We start from the raw sequence: 21,504 nt of genomic DNA on the forward strand, positions 1-21,504 counted from the left end.
ATTGTCACCCACACGGTCCAAGGCTACCACTTTTCGGCGCACGCAACACCCCTTTGCTCTCGCCTTAGGTCGCATGACCGAAGGCAGGGGACAAGCGGGACAGGGCGCGACGCAGGGCCGGCACCACGCCGTCCGCCATGGGATCGCCGTGGGCGACCACCAACTGCTGGGGGCACTGGCCGACGGCGGCGTTCAGGCTGGCGGCCAAAGCGTCGGCGTCGGCGACGAGCAGCCGCAGCCATGCGGCGCTGCCTACCCGGCCGCTGGCGCCTGCGCCGTTGAGGCGGCTCCACGCGCGCAGGAACCAGGGCTGCCGCGCCCCGACCCGCGCCGCCAGGTCGGTGACGATCAGGGTGCCGCTGGCGCGGTGGAGGAACCAGACCTCGGACAGGCGCGGCATGCCGGCAATGGGCAGGGTGGCGAGCACCGGGTCCCAGGGCGGGGGCTGACGCCCCAGGCGGGCGTCGAAGATCAGGTCGCGGCGCTTGTCCTCCAGCCCGGCCGGGGCCCACAGGCGGGCGCTGGGCCAGGCCTTCTTCCAGTCGCCGGCGAACAGGTGGTGGAAGCGGTTGGGACAGACGATGTGCGCCGGCCACCCCAGCCAGTCGACGGCCTCGCGCAGCGGCCGGTCCAGGCGCGGCGGGTTGATGACCACCAGTCCGCCGTCGGGCAGGCGCACGAGCGTCCCGCGCGAGGACACCGGCAATCCCATGGTGCGGAATCGGCGCTCCACGGTCCACAGGCCGTCCGCCAGGGGTTCGGGCAGGCCGCTCACCGCCGCGCCCGCCGGCCTCAGCCGCCCTCGCGGAACGAGGGATAGAGCTTCATGCCGCCGTCGATGACCAGCGTGGCGCCGGTGATGTAGTCGCTTTCGTCGGACGCCAGCCACACCACGGCCTCGGCCACGTCCTCGGGCTCGCCGATGCGCTGGTAGGGGATCATGCCCATGAGCTTCTCGCGCCCTTCCTCGGACTGCCAGACATCCTGGTTGATGGCGGTCTTGATGGCGCCGGGGGCCAGGGTGTTGACGCGGATCTTGCGGGGTGCGAACTCCTGGGCCAGGGACTCCGACAGCATATGCACGCCCCCCTTGGCGGCGGCGTAGTTCACATGGCCGGCCCAGGGGATGAACTGGTGGACGCTGGACATGCAGACGACCTTGCCGGCGGCTTTCGACACGCCCTCGCGCACGCCCTGTTCGCACATGACCTTCAGGCATTCGCGCGCGCACAGGAACTGGCCGGTCAGGTTGACGGAGATCACCGCCTGCCAGTCCTTCAGGGTCATGTCCAGAAAGTCGGCGTCCTTCTGGATGCCCGAATTGCTGAGCAGGATGTCCACCGTGCCGAACTCGGACCGGGTGCGGGAAACGATCTCCGTCACGTCGTCCTCTTCCGCCACGTTGCCTTGGAGGACCTGGGCCCGGCCGCCGGCCTGTTCGATGGCGTGGGCGGCCTCTTCCCCGCCTTCCTTGTTGCCGTGGTAGACGACGGTCACGGCCGCCCCCTCCCGCCCCAGCGCAATGGCCGAGGCCTTGCCGATGCCGGAGCTGCCGCCGGTGACGATGGCGGCCTGGTCACGAAGCCTGTCGCTCATGGCGGATCATCCTTCCGAAAAGGCGACGGTGGACAGCAAAGCCAGCTCCGCCTGCCGGCTGTCGAGCCGGGTGTGCTGGCAGACGATGGGCACGTCGCTCTCGATGATGCTGGCGAACCCCAGGCCCTTGGGGATCTCGGGGTTCTCGAAGCTGTTGAAGCGCACATGCACGGTGCGCCGCGCCGGCACCTCCACGCCGTAGGGGCCGACGGGGTCGCGGTCCTCGAAGAACAGGGTGATGCGCACGGCGGCCGGTGCGTCGTTGGCGTTGAGGATGCACACCGTCTCGTGGCTCTCGAACTCCGGCCCCTCGCCGGTGGAGCCGGGCGGGATGAAACCCTCCGCGATGGCCCAGCGCCGCTTGCCCATGGGGCCGGCCTGGGCGGCATCGGGGATGGGCTGGATGGGTTTGTCGACACCGCCTGTCATCAGCCGTCACTCCCCGCGCCTTGCGCCTTCGGCTCCTCGGCGCTCTGGCCGCCCGACCCGCCGGAATAGAGGCGGATGTCGGTGACGTCGACATGCTCGCTGCCGGGAGTGGAGACGTTGGTTTGGCGATCGTCGAAGACGACCTCGAACAGCAGGCCGTCCACCTTGGTGTCCTCGCTCTGCCGATAAACGATATCGGACTCCGCCGCCATGGGCCGGCCGTCGATCCAGATGCGGGCGATGCCATCGGGCATTCCGGGCTCGTTCAGCACCACTTCCTGCTCAACGGTGTGCCAGCGCCCGGCCTCCCACGTCCAGCGCCCCGAGCCCACCGCCATCTCGTAGCGCGCGCCGATGCCGCCGTTGGCGATGTACTGCACCAACTCGCCCCGCCCGTCCCTGAGCCAGGCCGCGCGCAACGTGAAGCCGCCCGCCCGCTGCTCGTGGGCGCCGGTGGTGACGGACCCGCCGTAGAGGCCCGGAAGCCGTCCGCCGGTCGTCCAGCCAAAGGTGTCCGGGTAGCGGACCTTGTAGTGCAGGCATGCCTTTTCGGCCCCGTTTCCGAACAGGGGGGCGAGAAACCCGCCGCTGCCATGCGGGCCGACCGCGTCCGCCGTGCCGGCGGGATTTTGCGGGAACTTGACGCGAATGACCGGCTGGTCGGCCTCGTCCATGGGCGAAGCCTCGGCGTCGCCCACCACGGCCAGCGTTTCGCCCAGCGCCCAGGACTGCGACGGGTTGAAGGCGTCCTTGATGGCCTGGTCGATGGCCTTGGAGGCATCGGGCACCGGGTGCGCCACCTGCTCGTAGCGCGTAGAGCACGGCGTCAGGCCGCTCTGCGGGTCGGTCGCGCGCAGGTTGGTGACGGAAAGATCGGTGCTTTCGGGATAACTGGTCGCCGCGCCCACGCTGGCCGCTGGAAGGGCCACGGTCGCGGCGGCGGCCGCAAGAACAAGTTGACGGCGCATGAACCTCTCCGGCTAGTCAGGTCGGTTGCCGGAGAAACGGCCCACGCGCCGCCGGTGTTGCCAGGGCTCAGTCGATGCGCTCCAGCCCACACCAGCGCGCGATGAACAGCGCCAGCACGCGGGTCACCGTCGCCATGCTGTCCAGGCTGACGCTCTCGTCGATGCCGTGGATGCTGTCGGCTTCCGGGCCGTAGCAGGTGGCGGGCGTGTCGCCGTAAAGGACGAAGAACCGCGCGTCCGTGGTGGCGGTGGACGCCAGATGCTCGATGGGCGAGCCCGCCACCGCCTCGTGCACCGCTGAAAGTTCCTTCATCATGGGCCACTCGGGGTCCATGACGGCGCCTTCCGCCTGAAAACCGCGGTAGGAGATGGTCACGCCCATGCCTTCGGGCGCGTGTTGGCGAATGGCGGCCTCGACCTCGGCCTTCACCTGGTCCATGTCGGCGCCGGGGAAGAAGCCGACCCGCAGGTCGAAACGGCAGGTCGCCGGCACGGAAGACGGCCAGTCGCCGCCCTGGATGCGCCCCAGGTTGAAGTTGATGGGATGCGTATGGCCCTCATAGGCCGGGTGGCGGTGCGGCGGCTCGTTCCAGCGCGCCTCAAGCTCCTTCAGGCCGCGCAGGATGGGATGCACGGCCTCGATGGCGTTGGAGCCCGCCGAGGTATCCAGCACATGCGCCGGCTTGCCCGCCAGGTCCACCGTGAACCACATCACACCCAGTTGCGCGGTCATCAGGCTGTGGTTGAAGGGCTCGGGGATGATGGCGGCGTCGGCGCGGTAGCCCCGGTGCAGGCAGGACAGCGCGCCGTTGCCGGTGCATTCCTCCTCGATCACGCTTTGCAGGAAGACATCCGCCGCCGGGCGATACCCCAGCCGCGCCAGCGCCCGCATGGCCGCCACATAGGCGACGATGCCCGCCTTCATGTCGCCCGAGCCGCGCCCGTACAGCCGCCCGTCGCGCACCACGGGCTGGAACGGCGGATTGCTCCAGGCCCCCTCGTTTCCCACGGGCACCACGTCGATATGACCGTTGAGTATCAGCGATCGGCCCTTGGCCGCACCGGCGGGCCGGCTGACGCCCACCACGTTCTCCCGCCCCGAATAGTCCACCAGCGGCGGCGAGAAGCCCGGCAGGTGGGAAATGGCGTTAAGGTCCACCTCGAAGCGGTCCACCGTCAGGCCCAGAGATCCGAACACGCCCGCCATGATGTCCTGCGCCCCGCCCTCGTTGCCGAGGGTGGAAGGCTCGCGCACCAGGTCCTGCAGCAGGTCCACCGCCTCGGCCTGTTCGGCGTCGGCGGAGGCCAGGATGTTGGCGTCGGTGGGCAGGGTGTCGGCGGTGCGGGTGTCGGTCATGGTCAGGCGATGCGCTCCGGCGAGAGGGTGTCCTTGGTGATGCCGCGTTCGGCAATGTGGTCGGGCACGGGCTTGCCCTGGGCGAGCGCGGCGGACAGCGCGCCCATGGCGGCGCAGGTCTGGATGCCGTAGCCGCCCTGCCCGGCCAGCCAGAAGAAGCCCGGCTCGGCGGCGCGGAAGCCCACCACCGGCACGCCGTCGTCGACGAAGCTGCGCAGGCCCGCCCACTTGTGGTCGATGGTGCGGACCTCGATGTTCAGCGCCGTCATCAGGCGGTCGATGGCGATGGCGACGTCCATCTCCTCTGGCTGAACGTCGTGGGGCGGCACGGGTGTTGCGTCGGCCGGGCTGACCAGAAGCTTGCCCGCGTCCGGTTTGCAGTAGAAATTTTCTTCCGCGTCCAGCGTCATGGGCCAGCCGCTCGGGTCCATGCCGTCGGGGACGGAGACCAGGCAGGCCGTGCGCCGCTTGGGCTGGATGCCGATGGGCGTGATGCCGGCCAGCTTCGCCACCTCGTCCGCCCACGCGCCGGCGGCGTTGATGACCACCGGCGCGGTGAAGCTGCGGCCGTCGCGGCAGGTGACGGTCCAGTCGCCGGATGCGCCGTCGCGCGACAGGCCCTCGACCTCCGCATGGGTCTCCACCACGCCGCCCTCGCGCTTCATCAGGCGCAGGAAGCCCTGGTGCAGCGCGTCGACGTCCAGGTCCTTCGCGCCCTCCTCCAGCAGAGCGCCGACAAGGCCCTCGCGGCGGAGCAACGGCTGCATGGCGCAGGCTTCGTCGATGGAGATTTCCTTGAGCGGCGCCCCGGCGGCGCGGCCTTCCTCGGCACACTTCTCCAGCGCCGCCTCCTGGCCCTCGGGGCAGAAGAACAGCACGCCGCGATCAACGATGAGCGGATGCTCGGCCATGCCCTCCGGCGGGTTTTCGAAGAAGGCGCGGGAGGCGATGGACAGCGCCCGGATGGCGCGCGGGCCGTAATTCTCGGTAAACAGCGCGGCGGAGCGGCCGGTGGAGTGATAGCCGGGCTGGGCCTCGCGCTCCAGCACCACCACCCGCCGGCCGTCGCGGGCGAGGAAATACCCCGCCGAGGCTCCGGCGATGCCGCCGCCGATGATGATGAAGTCGGTGTTGGTCATAGAGTCAGGCTCCCGGAATTAGAACGCGACGGCATCGGCGCCCTTGAGCGCCAGCATCTCGCGGGCCTCGGCCGGCGTCGCCACCTCCAGCGACAGCGCCTCCAGCAGTCCGCGCACATGGCGTACCTGAGCGGCATTGTCCGGCGCAAGCACTCCCTTGCCCAGCGAGAGGTTGTCCTCCAGCCCCACGCGCACGTTGCCGCCCATCACAGCCCCCATGGTCGCAAGCCCCATCTGGTGGCGGCCGCCGCCCAGCACGCTGAAGCGGTAGTCCTCGCCGAACAGCTTGTCGGCGACGGACTTCATGTGGGTCAGGTTGTCCGGGTCCGGGCCGATGCCGCCCAGGATGCCGAAGATGAATTGCAGGAAGAACGGCGGCTTCACCAGGCCCTTGTCGACGAAGTGCGCCAGCGTATAGAGGTGCCCGACGTCGTAGCATTCGAACTCGAAGCGCGTGCCGCAGCCCTCGCCCAGATCCTTCAGGATGCGTTCTATGTCGCCGAAGGTGTTGCGGAAAATAAAGTCCTTGGAACCTTCAAGGAAGGGCTTTTCCCAGTCGTGCTTCCAGTCGCTGTAGCGCTCCGCCAGCGGGTGCAGGGCGAAGTTCATGCTGCCCATGTTCAGCGAGCACATTTCCGGCTGCGCCCGAAGGGCCGCCTGCATCCGGTCCTCCACCGTCATGCCCTGGCCACCGCCGGTGGTGATGTTCACCACCGCGTCCGTCTGCTGCTTGATGCGCGGCAGGAAGCGCATGAAGACATCCGGGTCCGGCGTCGGGCGGCCCGTTTCCGGGTCGCGGGCGTGCAGGTGCAGGATGGATGCGCCGGCCTCCGCCGCCGCCACCGCCTGCTCGGCGATTTCATCGGGCGTGATGGGCAGGTGGGGGCTCATGGTGGGGGTGTGGATGGAGCCCGTCACCGCGCAGGTGATGACGACCTTGCCGCGCCCCTTCTTCCGGGGTCGTTCCGGCGCCGTCGTGGGGATGGACGTTTCCGTGAATGCCATGGGATCAGTACCTTCCGGCCAGTTCCTTGCGGAGCGCGACAAGGCTGTCCCGCAGCCGCTCCAGCAGGGTGTCGACCTCGTTTTCCGTGATGGTGAGCGGCGGTGTGACCATGATGTGGTCGCCCGACTGCCCGCCGCGGGTGCGGCGGAAATAGACGATGAGGCCCTTTTCGTAGGCGATCTCGACCAGCCGCGCCGCCGCGTTCAACTCCGGCGGCAGAACGCGCATGGTCTGGCGGTCCGCCACGAACTCCACTGCCTGCAACAGCCCAAGCCCGCGCACGTCGCCGATGAAGGGAAACTCGTCCTTCAGCGCGCGAAGGCCGGCCATCTGGTGCGCGCCCATGGTTCGCGCGTTGGCGCACAGGTCCTGCTCCACCACCTCGCGCACCACGGCGCGGCCGGCGGCGCAGGCGATGGGATTGCCCGCATACGTATGACCGTGCATGAACCCGCCGGCATCCAGCACCTTCGCCACCATGCGGCTGGGTGCGATCATGGCGCCCAGCGGCGCATAGCCGGCGGCGAAGCCCTTGGACATGGCGATCAGGTCCGGCACCACGCCCCAGTGCTCCGACGCCAGGAACGCGCCCGTGCGGCCGACGCCGGTCATCACCTCGTCGTGGATGAGCAGGATGCCGTACTTGTCGCAGATTTCGCGGATGCGCGCGTGATAGGGCGCGCCCGGCACCACCGCCCCGGTGGAGGCACCGCCGACCGGCTCCACAATGAAGGCCATCACGGTGTCCGGCCCCTCGCGCAGGATCGCCTCCTCCAGCATGTCGGCGTGGCGCAGCGCGTAGGCGTCTTCGTCCTCGGCCCCGCCGTCCAGGTAGTGGCGCGGCGTGGCGATCTTGGGCATGGGCCGCATCATGGGGTCGAACGGCGCCGACAGCGGCGTGTAGCCCGTCACCGCCAGCGCGCCGAGCGTGGAGCCGTGGTAGCTGGGGTGGCGGCTGATGACCTTGTATCGCGTGCCCTGCCCCGTCGCGATCATGTACTGGCGGGCGAATTTCAGGCAGCTCTCCACGGCCTCGGACCCGCCGGAGACGAAGAACACCCGGTCCAGCCCGGCGGGCATGAGGTCCACGATTTCCGCCGCCAGCCCTTCCGCCGCCTCCGACTGGAATTGCAGGCGGTAGGCGAAGGTGGCGCGCTCCATCTGCTCGCGCATGGCGGCCAGTACGCGCGGGTTGGAATGCCCGACGTTGCAGACCATGGCGCCCGAGGCGGCATCCATGTAGCTCTTGCCGTCCTGGCCGTGCATCCAGATACCCTCGGCCCGGTCAATGAAGGGCCGCGTGCCGTGGGCCTGGTAGAACAGGTAGCTGTCCGCCGGCGCCTGATGCGCGGCGCGCTTGATGCCGGGGGGAAGGGTGTCGACGCCGGTGGTCATGGTGGGGCGGTCTTTCGTCGTCAGGGGAATCAGTGGTGGACGTGGCCGGTGTCGTCGAGGATCACCGCGTCCTCGCTGCGCAGGTGCAGCGTCACGCGGTCGCCCTCGCGGGCGGGGTGCTGGTCGATGGGGTTGATGACCTGAAGCTTCTGGCCGCCGGCCTCCACGAAGTAGCGGGCGTTGAGGCCCTGGTAATCCACGTTGGTCACCACGCCCTCGAAGCTGTTGGTCGGGCCGCCCCGGCTTTCCGGCGGGCGGCCGATGCACAGCCGTTCCGCACGGATGACGATCTGCACCGCCTCCCCCTTGCTGAACCGGCCGTTCGAGGCGATGGACAGGCGGATGGGGTTCGCCCCGCTCTCGCCCGGCTTGACGGCCAGCGTCACCAGACCGTCCGTCGTGTCCTCCACCGTCGCGCCCAGGAAGTTGGAGTTGCCCAGGAACGACGCGACGAAGCGGCTGGTCGGGCGGTTATAGACCTCTTCCGGCGTGCCGATCTGCTCCATCTGGCCGTCGGACATGACGACGACCTTGTCGGACATGGCCAGCGCCTCGCCCTGGTCGTGGGTGACGAAGACGGTGGCGATGCCAAGCTCGCGCTGGATGCGCTTCAGCTCGACGCGCATGTCCTCGCGCAGGTTGGCGTCGAGCGCCGACAGGGGTTCATCCAGAAGCAGCACGTCGGGCTCGATGACGATGGCACGGGCCAGCGCGATGCGCTGCTGCTGGCCGCCGGACAACTGGCCGGGGAAGCGGTCCTCCACATGCGGCAGGCGGACCATCTGAAGCGCCCGGCGCACTTTCTCGCGCGCGTCGGTCTTGTTGAGCTTGCGGTACTTCAGCCCGAAGGCGACGTTGTCGGCGATGCTCATGTGCGGGAACAGCGCGTAGTTCTGGAACACCACGCCCAGGTTCCGCTTGTGGATGGGCACCTCGTTCACACGCCGGCCCTTGATGGCGATCTCGCCGGCCGTGATGCTCTCCAGCCCCGCGATCATGCGCAGCGTCGTGGTCTTGCCGCAGCCGGACGGACCGAGCAGCGTGACGAAGCTGCCGTCGGGGATGTCCAGCGTCATGTCGCGGACGGCCGAAAAGCTGCCGTAGTTCTTTTCCACGTCGGTCAGGCGGACGGCGATGTCGCGGGTCTCGGCCATGGGGCGGGGTCCTCAAAGCGCGGTACGAAGAAAGAAGAGGGTGCGGGCCGCCGGAGCAAAAGGGGCGGTTTCGGCGGCCCGCCAGGAGAGAGAGGGCTTAGTAGCCCTTCTCGATGCGGCCGAACATCTTCGACCACTCCTGCTCATGCCCGTTCCAGTAGGCGGGCTTGGCGAACGTCAGGCCCTCCAGCGTGCCGGTCGGGTCGAAGGCGGGCAGCTTGGGGATCTTCTCGCCCAGGTCCACCTTGTTGGGGTCCAGCGACGGCGGGTAGTTCTGGCCCTCGGCCACCGCGATGGCGACTTCCGGCTCCAGCATGAAGTTGACCAGTTCCTCGGTCGCCTCCATGGGGCTGCCCTTCAGCACCATCAGGCATTCCTGCCAGGCAAACCCGTTCTTGGGATCGTGGTAGCCGATGTTCTCGCCCTGCTGCTGAAGGGCGGCGACGCGGCCCGACCATGCTTCCGTCAGGTAGATCTCGCCCGAGGCCAGCAGGTTCATCAGCTCTGCGCCCGAGGTCCAGTACTTCAGCAGCCCCTCGCGGTGCTCGCGCAGGGCCTCCCACACGGCGTCCATGTCCTGGATGTTGTTGGGGTCCTGGCCGGTCTTCAGCGCGCCGTACCAGATGCGGGTGCGCCAGTCGTTCCAGCCGCCGATCTTGCCGGCGTACTTGTCCGACCACAGGATGGCCGCGCCCAGTTCCTTCACCTCTTCGTCCGAGACATGGTCGCGGTTGTAGGCGATGCCGGTGGTGCCGTAGTCGTAGGGAACCGCCGAGAGCGTGCCGTTGGTGACCTCGCGGTACGGCTCCTGCAGGGCCGGCATCACCAGCTTGAGGTTGGGGATGTTGTCCTCGTTCAGCGTCACGCCGTAGCCGAGGTTGGTATAGCGGGCATAGTCGAAGACGCCCGAGGCGTGGAACAGGTTGTACTCGCCCGGCTGGCCGGCCTTCACGCGGGTCAGGAACTCGTCACCTGACGCGAAGGTGCCTTCCACGACCTTGTTGCCGGTCTTCTCCTCATAGGGGTTGAAGGCGTGCTTGCGGAAGGCTTCCGACACCACGCCGCCCCAGCCGTCGAAGCGCACCTGGACCGGATCGGCGGCCGCCGCGGCCATGGCCTTGCGGCCGGCGGCGGTCAGGCCGGTGCCCATCACTCCGGTGGCAATGCCCGCCACGCCCAGAAGCCCGAAGAAGCCGCGGCGGGAGATGTCGCCGTCGCGGTACCGCTGCAACAGCCGTTCATAGCGCTTGGTGTCGTCCATGGGTTCCTAGCCTCTCTGTCCTGATGATGGTTTTTCGGCGGTTCTTGTTGTTGTCTTTGGTGGGTATCAGCCCCGCCCGCCCCTGGCGAACCAGCGGGCGAGGCCGCCGGCGATCAGGGGCAGGGACACGGTCAGCACGATCATGACGGTGCCGAGCGCGTTGATTTCCGGGCTGATGGAATTGCGCAGCATGGCGAAGATCTGGGTGGGCACGGTCTCGGTGCCGCCCGACTTCCAGAACAGCGTCGCCGTCACGTCGTCGAAGCTGATGGTGAAGGCGAACAGCATGCCTGCGAACACAGCCGGCATGAGCAGCGGCAGGGTGACGCGGAAGAACGTCTCCCAGGCATTCGCCCCCAGCGACTTGGCGGCTTCCTCGTAGACCGGCTTGATGGCCGTCAGCCGCGCCTGCACCACCAGCACCACGAAGGGCAGCGTGATCAGCACATGGCCCATGAGCAGCAGCAGAAAGCTCTTGGGAATGCTCAGCCAGCGCAGGAACAGCAGCAGCGCCACGCCCAGCACAACCTCGGGCACCAGGATGGGCGTGATCAGCGCGGTGTTGATGAGCCCCTTGCCCGGAAAGTCGTAGCGCACCATCGCAAGGCTCGCCGCGATGCCGATGGATGTGGAGATGATCGCCGTCAGGAAGCCCAGCACCAGCGAGGTCTGGAAGGCCGAGACGATGGCGTCGTTGGCCCACAGCGCCTCGAACCAGCGGAAGGAAAAGCCTTCCAGCGGGAAGGTGCCGAAGCGGCTGGAGTTGAAGCTCAGCAGCACCACCACGGCGATGGGCGCGAACATGAACACATAGACCAGGATCGACGCCAGCCGGAGCAGGCTCCAGCCCGAGGGCCTGGGGATGCGCACGCCGGGGCGGCGGCGGGTGGCGACGGCTCCCCCGGCGGCGGCGGCGCGCTCGGCGGCCTCGGAGGCGACGGGGGTGGCGCGGCTTTGCGTGGTCGTCGTCATGGTCGTCACCCGAAGCTCTTGGAAATCTGGTTGAGGCCCATGAGGCGGCCGTAGACGGTGACCACGGTCCCCAGCACCACCAGCAGCACGATGGAGAGCGCCGCCCCCAGCGGCCAGTTGAGCTGGATGATGATCGCCTCGAAGATCAGGTTGGCGAACATGGCGTTGGTCGGCCCGCCCAGGATCAGCGGCGTGATGTAGGTGCCCGCCCCCAGCACGAAGCACAGCAGGCTGCCCGCCGCCAGCCCCGGCATGGAGAGCGGCAGCGTCACCTTCAGGAAGGCGCCGAAGGGCGTCGCGCCCAAAGTGCGCGCGGCGGCCACCAGGTTGCCGTCGATGCCCGACAGGCTGACGTAGACGTTCAGGATCATGAACGGCAGCAGGTAGTGCATCAGGCCCAGGATCACCGAGGGCTCGTTGTACAGAAGCTGCAAGGGCTCGTTCACGATGCCCAACTGCATCAGCACGTAATTCACCGCGCCGCCGGTACCGAGGATGTTGATCCACGACAGCGTGCGGATGATGTAGCTGATCCAGAACGGCAGCATCAGCAGGAGCAGCAGCAGCGCCTTGCTCTTCATCCGCGTGTTGGCGATGAAGTAGGCCGGGATATACCCGACCACGGCGCACAGGATCGTGGTGATCAACGCCACCCGCACCGTGTAGAACAGAATGTCGTGATAGAAGGCGTCGGTGAAGAACTCCGCCCAGTTGTCCAGGTGGAAGCCGCCCATGTCGGCGCCGGTGGCCGTTCTCAGCCAGAAGCTGTAGACGACGATGAACCCCAGCGGCGCGACCAGGAGGAAACTCAAGGTCCCCAGCGCGGGGGACAGCAGCAGCCACGGCCGCCTGCTTTCTGCCAACGTGCTCACGGGTGCGGACCCTTCGTGCCAGCCTGTTCCTGTTCGGGCGACGCGGGACGGTGTCCGCCTCTCCGCTCCGGCGACGTGAGCCGGGCGGTGGTCGCCTGTTCGTTGAGGAGAAGTCTACGCACGGGACTCGACATTTCGCGAATAGATAATGACAATCCATCCCATAGCCTGACGGAATGGAGCATCGCGTGTCTGAGCCATCCGAACCCGCCGCCCCGCCCGAAGCCGACGCCCACGACCGCCTGGCGGCGCTGGAGCGGTTCGCGCGGGAACTGGACTGGAACCTGTTGCGCACCTTCATGGTGATCGTGCAGGAGGGCGGCATCACGCGGGCCGCCGACCGCATGCTGCTGAAACAGCCGACCGTCTCCAACCGCTTGAAAAGGCTGGAGGAACAGCTTGGCCGCAAGTTGATCGAGCGGGGATCGGGCGCCTTCCGCGTCACCGCCCAGGGTGACCTGCTCTACCGCGAATGCGTGGAAATCCACGGCAACATCTCGCGTCTCAGCGTGCTGTTGCGCGACATCCGGGAGGAGATTTCCGGCCATGTCTCCATCGCCATGGCAAGCCATGTGGTCAGCCCGCTGCTGGACGACGCGCTGGCGGACTTCCACGACCGCCACCCGCGCGTGACGTTCTCCATCGACGTCGACACCTCCATCGCCGTGGCGCAGGCCGTGCAGCACAAGCGGGCAAGCCTGGGGGTCTGCCTGGTCTACGACCGCCTGGCCGGCTTGCGCTACGAGTCGATCTTCCGCGAGCACTTCCAGTTCTTCTGCGGCCGTCGCAACCCGCTGTTCGGCCGCACCGACCTGACGGTCGCCGACCTGCGCGACCAGCCGCTGGTCAGCTTCAAGACCGACCAGCTTTCCGGCGTGCTGCGCCCCGTCGCCCTTCTACGCACGCAGGAGCGCATCGAGGGCCGCGTGGTCGGCACCTCGTCGAACCTGGAGGAAGTGCGCCGGATGATCCTGGCGGGGCTCGGCATCGGCCCCCTGCCCATGCATGTGGTGGAGCCCGACGTGGCGGCCGGCCGCCTGTGGCCCCTGCCGCCCTACGACAACCCGCCGACGGTGGACGTCCATTTGGTCACCAACCCGGCGACCCAGCTCAACCGCGCCGAATCGGCCTTCGTGGAAGCCATGCGCGAAAAGATCGCCGACACGCCGGCACGGGCGCGGATCTACCCGTACCCGCTGCCGGGCCGGCCGAAGAAGGCGTGAGGCGAGGTCAGCCGCCATCCTCCCCCCGCACCTCTCCATCCCGCGTGTGCAGCACCCCGTCGGGATGGAAGGCGAAGAAGACGAAGGCGAACGTCACATCGTAGGGCACGTCGGCGCCATCCCGCGACACCAGCACGGTGCCGACATCGCGCCCCTCCGCCACCCGCGCGGCATCCAGGGCAGAGGCCTGACCGGCGCGCCAGGTGATGAGGCGGCCGTCGTCCGTCTCCACCCGGCCGCGCTCGCGCACCAGCGGCAGGGTCCAGGCTTCATCACCCAGGGCTACGACGCGCATCATGGGCTCCACCCCGCCGGGCGTTTCGCCGGAAAACAGGAAGGGCCGGGACGCCGTGTCGTAGCCGGCATAGGGATTGCGGCCGTAGTCGCGCGCGTTCGGGTCCGACGGGACCAGCACCGGCGCATCGGCAGGGGCGCGCTCGCGGAACTCGGCCCAGCTTTCCAGGCGGCTCGGCAGGACGTCCAGTTCCGTGCCCGCCAGGGCGCCGACGATGCCCTCGCCGGTGAACTGCTGCCACCAGGTTTCGGTCTCGCGGTCGTACATGACGAGGTCGGAATGCCGCAGCTTGCCCGTGGTGCCGAACTCCAGCGTCCGGCCGTTCACGCGCCGGTCGAAGACGATGGCCGCGTTGCACAGCGGGCAGTAGGTCACCGCCACCGGCACGCCGCCGACCGTGTCGTTGACGATCTCGTGCCAGTGCAGGATGCGCAGCGGATAGGCGCGCGTCTCGCCGTTCATGGTCAGGCCGATGACCGGCTCGCGCGGGGCGAGGTCGGCGGCCTCCGACGCCGGCTTGAACCGCGGGTCGTCGATGCTGGGGATGCCGTCGCGCGGTGGCCCGCCGGACATGATCTCGTCCAGCGGCACGATGGCGTTGGAGAAATCGGTTTCGGGAAACTCGCGCTCCCACGAGCGGGGAACCTCGGCGGCCGTCGCGGGCAGGGCGGCCACGAGCAGCAGGACGGCGAGCAGGACAGGCATGGCGGCACCTCCGTTGCTGATCAGTTCACCGTGCCACGTCGGAAACCTGCGCGGCAGGGGGCACGACGCGGGCTCGCGGGATCGTGACCGCGCCCGCGGATGATGCTACAAGACACAAGAACCATCCGGACGCCGCCCATGCCCCTGCCCGCCTTTCTCCGCCCCGCCGCCCTTGCCTGCGCCCTGTTTCTCGGCAGCGGCGCGCCGGCCGGCGGGGTGACGCCCGAGGGCGAAATCCGCATCGGCGTGCTGGCCTTCCGCGGCGCCGAGCAGGCGGTGGAGACCTGGAGCCCCACCGTCACCGCCCTCGCCCGCGCCCTGCCCCGCCACGACATCGTTCTGGTGCCGCTGGACCTGAACGAGATGCGCGAGGCGGTGGCCGACGCGCAGGTGGACTTCGTCGCCACCAACCCCGGCCATTACGTGGAGTTGGAGGCCGGCCACGGCATCACGCGCATCGCCACACTGGAAACCACCGACCGGGGCACGCCGCGCGCCGCAGTGGGTTCGGTCATCTTCACCCGCGCCGACAACGCGGCCATCGGCACGCTCGGCGACCTGAAAGGCACCGTGTTCGAGGCCGTGGACGAGCGGGCCTTCGGCGGCTTCCAGATCGGCTGGCGCGAGATGAAGGCTGCCGGCGTGGACCCCTTCGACGACCTGGACCTGCTGCGCTTCACCGGCTTCCCGCTGGATTCCATCGTCCTGCACGTGCGCGACGGCCTGGCCGACGCCGGCACGGTCCGCGCCTGCCTGATGGAGGAGATGGCGGCCGAGGGCAAGATCGACATGGCCGACTTCCGCATCCTCAACCCGCAGCCGGTGGCGGAGTTCCCCTGCGCCCTGTCGTCGCGCCTGTATCCCGACTGGCCGTTTGCCAAGCTGCGCCACACCGACCGAGCGCTCGCCAAGCGCGTGGCCATCGCGCTTCTGGGCCAGGGACTTGAGGGGCCGGGCGCCGCCGAAGCGCCGCAGTGGACGGTGCCGCTGAACTACCAGCCCGTCCACGACCTCTACTACGACCTGCGGCTCGGCCCCTTTGCCATGGAACCCGGCGACGTGCTGGCGGAAATGGCGGCGGAGTACTGGGAGTGGCCGGCGGCGCTGGCGGCCCTGCTGCTTCTGGCCGCGGCGGCCCATGTGCGGACCGAGCACATGGTCACCCGCCGCACCGCCGAGCTTCACGCCGAGATGGAGGAACGCCGGCGTGCCCAGGAAGAAGCCCAGTTGCGCCTGGCAGAGCTGGCGCATGTCTCCCGCCAGTCCACCATGGGCGAACTGGCCGCCGGCCTGGCGCACGAGATCAACCAGCCGCTGGCCGCCATCACCAACTACGCCAACGGATGCATCCGGCGCATGGAGCAGCAGGACGCGCGCCCGCACAACAGCCCCGACGGCGCGCTCGCCCTGCGCGCGGAAAACGCGGAAATCCTGGCCGCCATCCGGCAGATCGTCGCGCAGGCCCAGCGCGCCGCCGGCATCATTCAGAACATCCGGGCCTTCCTGCGCAAGGGCGAGGCCGCCCGCACGCCCATCGACATGAACCGCATCCTGCGCGACGCCGCCGCCCTGCTGGCGGTGGAGGCGCGGCACAACGGCGTCATGCTGCGCCTGAAGCTGGGGGAAAACCTTCCCGACGTGCTGGCCGACCGGGTGCAACTGGAGCAGGTGGTGGTCAACCTCATGCGCAATGGGATTGATGCGCTCAAGCACGTCCCGGAACAGGAACGCCGCCTGGACCTGCGCTCGGCGGTGGAGGAGGACGGCAGGGCGGTTCTTGTCTCGGTCCGCGATACCGGCCCGGGCCTGCCGCCCGAAGTGCGCGGCCACCTGTTCGAGCCCTTCTTCACCACCAAGGCCACCGGCATGGGTCTCGGCCTGTCCATCAGCCAGAACATCGTGGAGAACCACGGCGGCTGGATCGGCATCGACAGCGACCCGGCGGGAACGGGCACCACGGTCGCCTTCACCCTGCCCGCGTGGCGCCCGGCGGCGAGCGGGTGAGCCGCTTTCCGGCAGCGCACCGGATATGGCTTCCTGCTTTCGCAGGAATGGCGGATAATTTCATATTACAAAACAATAGTTTAATAACCCGTCGCTTCTGCGAAAGCAGGACTCACATCCGCCGTCCGTCACCCTGCGACGCCCCGTCGGTTACCAGAGGCGGTGGCGTCGGCGATGGCGGCTCCGCCAGTGCCAGCCCCGGTGCCGCTCGCGCTCCCGCCGCTCGCATTCCTGGTTGGCGAGCCACGCCAGTCCGGCGGCAGCCAGCGCAAGGGCCACGATGCCGGTCTTGTGCTTCTGCCAGAACAGATAGGTGCTGAAGCGGCGCACATAGGCTTCGCTGGTGTTGTGCACACGGCCCCGGCCCACGGGACGGAACAGCCCCTGGTGACGGCCACCGCCGCCACCGCGCGGCACGCCGGTCACCTGCAGGTCGCCGAAGACCTTCGCGCCGACCAGGTCCGACAACCCGGGAAACAGGTGGCGCGTCAGGGTCATCAGCCGCGCCCCGCCGCCCACCGACAGCACCCGCGTCCGATGCGTGGCGGCGTGCAGGATGGCATCCGCCACCAGGTCGGCGTCGTAGACCGGCGGCGGGTTGGTCGGCTCGCGGTCCAGGTGGGCGCCGGCGTGCTCCTTGTAGGGCGTGTCGATGCTGGTCGGCTTGATGAGGGTGACCGAGATGGGCGCCCCCTCGCGCAGAAGCTCCATGCGTAGGCCGTCGGTGAAGCCCTTCACGGCGTGCTTGGCGGCCGCGTAGGGCACCTGCAGCGGGATCGCCCGGTCCGACAGCACGCTGCCGACGTTGACGATCACCCCGCCGTCCTGCCGGCGCATGATGCGCGCCGCCGCAAGGCTGCCGAGCACGACACCCCAGAAATCGGTCTCGAAGATGCGGCGCTGCTCGGCCAGCGGAATGTCGTCCAGCGTGCCGTAGGCGGAGACGCCGGCGTTGTTCACCCAGGTGTCGACGCGGCCGAAGGTGTCCACCGCTGTCGCCTCCAGCTGGCGCACCTGATCCTCGTTTCCGACGTCGCAGACCACCGCCCTGGCCTCGTGCCCCTTGTTGCGCAGCACCTCGGCGATGCGCTCCAGCGGTTCGCGGTTGCGGGCGGCGAGCACCAGCCGCGCGCCGGCGTCGGCGGCCTGCATCGCGGTCGCAAGGCCGATACCGCTGGTCGCGCCGGTGATGACCATGACCTGGGCGCGCAGCGGGCGGAGACGGATGCGCGTCATGCCGGCCCTCCCATCGTCGTGTTGTTGGCGCCGACGCCCGCGCCCGCGCCGGGTTCGGGGCGCACGGACGGGTCGAAGACCACCCGCAGGCAGTCGTCGGTCTTGTGCTTGAACATGCCGTAGCCCTCCGCCCCGCGCTCCAGGGGCCAGCGGTGGGTCATCAGGTAGGCCGGGTCGAGCCGCCCTTCGCGGATATGCTCGAACAGGGTCGGCACATAGCGCTGGCCGTGCTGCTGGCCGCCGCGCATGGTCAGGGCCTTGTTCATCAGTGCGCCGATGGGGAAGGTGTCGACGAACCCGCCGTAGACGCCGATGACGCTGACGGTGCCGCCCTTGCGGCAGGCGCGCACGGCCTGGCGCAGCACCGTCGCCCGCCCCGTCTCCAGCTGCAGGGCCTGCTTGGCGCGGTCGTAGAGGTAGCCGGGGCCGGTGCCGTGCGCCTCCAGCCCGACCGCGTCGATGCAACGGTCGGGGCCGCGCCCGCCGGTCATCTCCATCAGGGCGTCGTGCACGTCGACCTTTTCGTAATTGAGGATGTCCGCGCCGGCATGGGCATGGGCCTTCCTCAGGCGGTCGGGGAAGCGGTCGATGGCGATGACGCGCTCCGCCCCCATGATCCTTGCCGCCGTCATGGCCATGAGCCCGACGCCACCGGCCCCCCACACGGCCACCACGTCGCCGCCCTGGATGTCGGCCAGGTCGGCGGCCATCCAGCCGGTCGGCACGGCATCGGAGACGAACACCGCCGTCTCGTCCGGCACGCCGTCGGGAACCTTGAACACGTTGGTCTCGGCGTAGGGCACGCGGATGTAATCGGCATGGCTGCCGGCATAGCCGCCGAAGGCATGGCTGTAGCCGAAGATGCCCGCGCCCGCGTGGCCGTAGACCGTTTCCTCCATGCCCGGCGTGGCGTTGGAGTTGTCGCACAGGGAATAGAGCTGGTTGTCGCAGAACCAGCAGTGGCCGCATCCGATGATGGAGATGACGATCACCCGGTCGCCCTTGGTGAACTTGGAGACGCCGGAGCCGGTCTCCACGACCTCCCCCAGGAACTCGTGCCCCAGCACATCGCCGGATCGCATGGCGGGGACGTAGCCGTCCAGCAGGTGCAGGTCCGACCCGCACACCGACGACAGCGTCACCTTCACGATGACGTCGCCGGGGTCCAGGATCTTGGGATCTTCCACGGTTTCGACCCGCAGGTCATTGATGCCGTTCCAGCACAGGGCGCGCATGAAAGGGCCTCCGTCAGTTCAGGGGTGAGACCAAATCAGCGCGTGCCGTGCGGGCGGGGCTGGGAGCTGGTGACGTGGCCCGTCTCCAGGATCTGCTTCAGCCGCCGCAGGTCGTCGTGGGCCTGGCGGTCGGGCTCCTCGCCCATCAGCTTGGCGACCATGGCGCCCAGCCTGCCGCCCGGCGCGTCGTAGGTGAGTTCCAGGTGCACTTCCGTGCCGCGTCCGCCCGGGGCGTCGGCAAAGGTGACCGAGCCTTCGTTGAGGACATCCGCGTTGGGGCGGGCGCGCCAGCCGATGTGCTCGTTCTCGCGGATGTCCACCAGGTCGGCGTCCCATTCCATCGCCGTGTGCAGCGGCCCGCGCACCACCCAGTGGTGGGCGTTCGGCCCGATCTCGCGGACGTCCTCCACATGCGTCATGAAGCGGGGGAAGTGCGTCGGGTCGCGCCAGTAGGCGAAGACATCCGGCCGGGGCCGGCCGATGGTGATGGAGCGCTTGACCGTCAGCGGCGCCCGCGGAATGACATGGGTGGGTGGCTGGCCGGTCTTGTTGCGCCACGTCTGGTAGGCCCACGCCCCGCCGAGCGCCGCGCCCACCAGCCCGAGGGTGCCCATGCGCCGAAGCGCCAGCGCGGCGATCACGCCCACGGCCAGTGATCCGGGGGTGAACAGATTGGCGGCGGGATCGTCCTTGCGGGACCGGGAACGCTCGGTGGCCATGACACTCTCTCCCTTGACGGTTCAGACGGCGATTGCCACCGCAGAACGTCGGTCGGGAAAAGGCCGTTCAAGGCGCGGAAGTGGCAGGGTCCCAGAGCGGGAACCCTTCGCTACTTGTTCAACTCCTGCATGGCCTCGTCCAGCCCGCCCAGGGTGAGCGGGTACATGCGGCCTTCCATGATCTGGTTGATCATCTGGATGGAGTGCGTGTAGGGCCAGAACCGCTGGTCCGAGGGGTTGAGCCACACCGCGTGGGGCCAGACCTGGAGCATCCGGCGCAGCCAGACCTCGCCGGCCTCGTCGTTCCAGTGCTCCACGGCGCCGCCGGGGTAGGCGATCTCATACGGGCTCATGGAGGCGTCGCCGACGAAGATCAGCTTGTAGTCCGACCCGTAGGTGTGCAGCACGTCCCACGTCGGGATGCGGTCGGCGTGGCGGCGGGTGTTGTCGCGCCAGACGTATTCATAGACGCAGTTGTGGAAGTAGTAGTGCTCCAGGTGCTTGAACTCGCTGCGCACGGCCGAGAACAGCTCCTCGCAGGTCTTGACGTGATCGTCCATGGACCCGCCGATGTCCAGGAACAGCAGCACCTTCACCGTGTTGTGGCGCTCCGGCACCATCTTGATGTCGAGCATTCCGCCGTGGTGGGCGGTGGAGCGGATGGTGTCGTCCAGGTCCAGTTCCGTCGCCGCCCCCTCGCGCGCGAACCGGCGCAGGCGGCGCAGCGCCACCTTGATGTTGCGCGTGCCCAGTTCCACCGTGTCGTCCAAGTTCTTGAACTCGCGCTTGTCCCAGACCTTCACCGCGCGCCGGTGGCGGCTTTCGTGCTGGCCGATGCGCACACCTTCCGGGTTGTAGCCGTAGGCGCCGAAGGGGCTGGTGCCGGCCGTGCCGATCCACTTGGACCCGCCCTGGTGGCGCTTCTTCTGCTCCTCCAGGCGCTGCTTCAGCGTTTCCATCAGCTTGTCGAAGCCGCCCAGCGCCTCGATCTGCTTCTTTTCCTCCTCCGACAGGAACTTCTCGGCCAGCTTGCGCAGCCATTCCTCGGGAATGTCGGCGGTGATCTCGTCGGGATTGGTGGGCTCCTCCAGTCCCTTGAAGACGTGGCCGAACACCCGGTCGAAGCGGTCCAGGTGGCGTTCGTCCTTCACCAGCGTCGCGCGCGCCAGGAAGTAGAAGTCGTCCACCGAGAAACCCGCGCAGCCCTTTTCCACCGCCTCCAGCAGCAGAAGGTATTCGTTCAGGCTGACCGGGACGCCGGCCTTGCGGAGTTCATAGAACAGGGTGACGAACATGGGGCTCCGGGGATCAGGGAGGTCAGAACGGCAGGCGGGCGGCCTGCTGCTGTTCGCGCGACATGGACTTGTAGACCGCCACCGCGTTCTCCCGCGCGTTGGGCACACCAAGCTTGTGCGCCTGGGCGTAGAGGCGGAAGGCCTTGGGCAGATCCTTGGCGACGGCCACGCCGTTGGCGCGCATCCAGGCCAGAAGCTCGACGGCGTCGCCCTGGTCCGCTTCCGCGCGACGCTCCACTTCCGCCACATGCTCGGGGCGGGCGTCGTTCTGGGCGATGGCGGTCACCACCTCCTCCCACGGCGGCGGGGGTGGCGGGGGTTCTTCCTCGTAAACGATCTGCGGCGGCTCGAAGCCCGGCGGCGGGGGCGGAGGCGGCGCGGCGGGACCCAGAAGCCGCACGCCGTCCTTGTTCAGCACATAGCCCGGCAACTCGCCGGCGTTCTCGCGCTTGAGGCTGTCGCGGAACAGGTCGTCCAGCGTGGGGGCGAGGATGGCCTCTTCCTCCGCCTTCTGGGCGGCCTCCTGCACGCGGGCCTCGGCGGCGACGGGTACGGACGGCAGAACGGCACCCGCCGCCAGCGACAGGATCGCCGTCGTCGTGATGGTCCGAAAGAGCGCGCTTGCCTTGCACATGGTCGGTCG

20 protein-coding genes are annotated in these 21,504 nt (G+C 68.7%); 2 read left to right on the top strand and 18 right to left on the bottom strand.

The genetic code is table 11. The annotated features are described in order from the left end of the window. Positions 1 to 64 precede the first annotated feature (64 nt). The 12 genes from LG334_RS15535 to LG334_RS15590 form a co-directional block, all read right to left on the bottom strand. The gene (locus LG334_RS15535) at positions 65 to 775 is read right to left on the bottom strand and encodes a DUF4336 domain-containing protein (protein WP_404379406.1); all 711 of its coding nucleotides are present in this window, start codon (positions 773 to 775) and stop codon (positions 65 to 67) included. A 17-nt stretch (positions 776 to 792) separates the two neighbouring features. Then, a complete protein-coding gene (locus tag LG334_RS15540; RefSeq protein WP_404379408.1) occupies positions 793 to 1,596 on the bottom strand; it encodes a glucose 1-dehydrogenase in 804 nt (267 codons plus the stop codon). Between the two features lie 6 nt (positions 1,597 to 1,602). Further along, positions 1,603 to 2,025, bottom strand: a complete 423-nt coding sequence (locus LG334_RS15545; protein WP_404379410.1) for a sensory rhodopsin transducer — start codon at positions 2,023 to 2,025, stop codon at positions 1,603 to 1,605. Beyond that, a complete protein-coding gene (locus LG334_RS15550; RefSeq protein ID WP_404379412.1) occupies positions 2,025 to 2,993 on the bottom strand; it encodes a polysaccharide lyase in 969 nt (322 codons plus the stop codon). Before LG334_RS15550 ends, LG334_RS15545 begins: the two co-directional genes overlap by 1 nt. A gap of 67 nt (positions 2,994 to 3,060) precedes the next feature. Then, complete coding sequence (locus tag LG334_RS15555; RefSeq protein WP_404379414.1) at positions 3,061 to 4,350, bottom strand: M20 family metallopeptidase; 1,290 nt, start codon at positions 4,348 to 4,350, stop codon at positions 3,061 to 3,063. Between the two features lie 2 nt (positions 4,351 to 4,352). Further along, entirely contained in the window at positions 4,353 to 5,489 is a 1,137-nt protein-coding gene (locus tag LG334_RS15560) for an NAD(P)/FAD-dependent oxidoreductase (protein WP_404379416.1), read from the bottom strand. An 18-nt stretch (positions 5,490 to 5,507) separates the two neighbouring features. Next, positions 5,508 to 6,494, bottom strand: a complete 987-nt coding sequence (locus LG334_RS15565) for a 3-keto-5-aminohexanoate cleavage protein (protein WP_404379418.1) — start codon at positions 6,492 to 6,494, stop codon at positions 5,508 to 5,510. Between the two features lie 4 nt (positions 6,495 to 6,498). After that, positions 6,499 to 7,890: an aspartate aminotransferase family protein gene (locus tag LG334_RS15570; RefSeq protein ID WP_404379420.1), complete on the bottom strand. Its 1,392-nt coding sequence runs from the start codon at positions 7,888 to 7,890 to the stop codon at positions 6,499 to 6,501. A 29-nt stretch (positions 7,891 to 7,919) separates the two neighbouring features. Next, positions 7,920 to 9,044, bottom strand: coding sequence for an ABC transporter ATP-binding protein (locus LG334_RS15575; RefSeq protein WP_404379422.1), 1,125 nt, complete (start codon positions 9,042 to 9,044; stop codon positions 7,920 to 7,922). 97 nt (positions 9,045 to 9,141) lie between these two features. Next, positions 9,142 to 10,305 carry an extracellular solute-binding protein gene (locus LG334_RS15580; RefSeq protein WP_404379424.1) on the bottom strand — a complete coding sequence of 388 codons (1,164 nt, stop codon included), beginning with the start codon at positions 10,303 to 10,305 and terminating at the stop codon, positions 9,142 to 9,144. A 66-nt stretch (positions 10,306 to 10,371) separates the two neighbouring features. Beyond that, positions 10,372 to 11,277 (bottom strand): ABC transporter permease, encoded by a 906-nt coding sequence (locus LG334_RS15585; protein ID WP_404379426.1) that lies wholly within the window; start codon positions 11,275 to 11,277, stop codon positions 10,372 to 10,374. 5 nt (positions 11,278 to 11,282) lie between these two features. Further along, positions 11,283 to 12,149: an ABC transporter permease gene (locus LG334_RS15590; protein WP_404379428.1), complete on the bottom strand. Its 867-nt coding sequence runs from the start codon at positions 12,147 to 12,149 to the stop codon at positions 11,283 to 11,285. A 188-nt stretch (positions 12,150 to 12,337) separates the two neighbouring features. Between LG334_RS15590 and LG334_RS15595 the strand changes: the two genes are divergently transcribed. Next, a complete protein-coding gene (locus tag LG334_RS15595) occupies positions 12,338 to 13,372 on the top strand; it encodes a LysR family transcriptional regulator (protein ID WP_404379430.1) in 1,035 nt (344 codons plus the stop codon). Between the two features lie 7 nt (positions 13,373 to 13,379). Here the strand turns inward: LG334_RS15595 and LG334_RS15600 are convergent, their stop codons facing one another. Continuing rightward, complete coding sequence (locus LG334_RS15600; protein WP_404379432.1) at positions 13,380 to 14,372, bottom strand: DUF3179 domain-containing protein; 993 nt, start codon at positions 14,370 to 14,372, stop codon at positions 13,380 to 13,382. Between the two features lie 138 nt (positions 14,373 to 14,510). On the opposite strand from LG334_RS15600, the gene LG334_RS15605 reads away from it, so the two are divergent. After that, positions 14,511 to 16,376 (top strand): PhnD/SsuA/transferrin family substrate-binding protein, encoded by a 1,866-nt coding sequence (locus LG334_RS15605; RefSeq protein WP_404379433.1) that lies wholly within the window; start codon positions 14,511 to 14,513, stop codon positions 16,374 to 16,376. A 150-nt stretch (positions 16,377 to 16,526) separates the two neighbouring features. On the opposite strand, the gene LG334_RS15610 is transcribed toward LG334_RS15605, so the two are convergent. The 5 genes from LG334_RS15610 to LG334_RS15630 form a co-directional block, all read right to left on the bottom strand. Beyond that, a complete protein-coding gene (locus tag LG334_RS15610) occupies positions 16,527 to 17,612 on the bottom strand; it encodes an SDR family oxidoreductase (protein ID WP_404379434.1) in 1,086 nt (361 codons plus the stop codon). Then, positions 17,609 to 18,847, bottom strand: a complete 1,239-nt coding sequence (locus LG334_RS15615; RefSeq protein ID WP_404379436.1) for a zinc-dependent alcohol dehydrogenase — start codon at positions 18,845 to 18,847, stop codon at positions 17,609 to 17,611. The genes LG334_RS15610 and LG334_RS15615 overlap by 4 nt, the downstream gene beginning before the upstream one ends. A gap of 35 nt (positions 18,848 to 18,882) precedes the next feature. Next, the gene (locus tag LG334_RS15620) at positions 18,883 to 19,566 is read right to left on the bottom strand and encodes an SRPBCC family protein (RefSeq protein ID WP_404379438.1); all 684 of its coding nucleotides are present in this window, start codon (positions 19,564 to 19,566) and stop codon (positions 18,883 to 18,885) included. A gap of 110 nt (positions 19,567 to 19,676) precedes the next feature. Continuing rightward, a complete protein-coding gene (locus LG334_RS15625; RefSeq protein ID WP_404379440.1) occupies positions 19,677 to 20,861 on the bottom strand; it encodes a VWA domain-containing protein in 1,185 nt (394 codons plus the stop codon). 22 nt (positions 20,862 to 20,883) lie between these two features. Then, positions 20,884 to 21,495: a hypothetical protein gene (locus tag LG334_RS15630; protein WP_404379442.1), complete on the bottom strand. Its 612-nt coding sequence runs from the start codon at positions 21,493 to 21,495 to the stop codon at positions 20,884 to 20,886. Between the last annotated feature and the right edge of the window lie 9 nt (positions 21,496 to 21,504).

Source organism: Caenispirillum salinarum, assembly GCF_044803115.1.
GTDB classification, from domain to species: Bacteria; Pseudomonadota; Alphaproteobacteria; order Rhodospirillales; family Rhodospirillaceae; genus Caenispirillum; species Caenispirillum salinarum_A.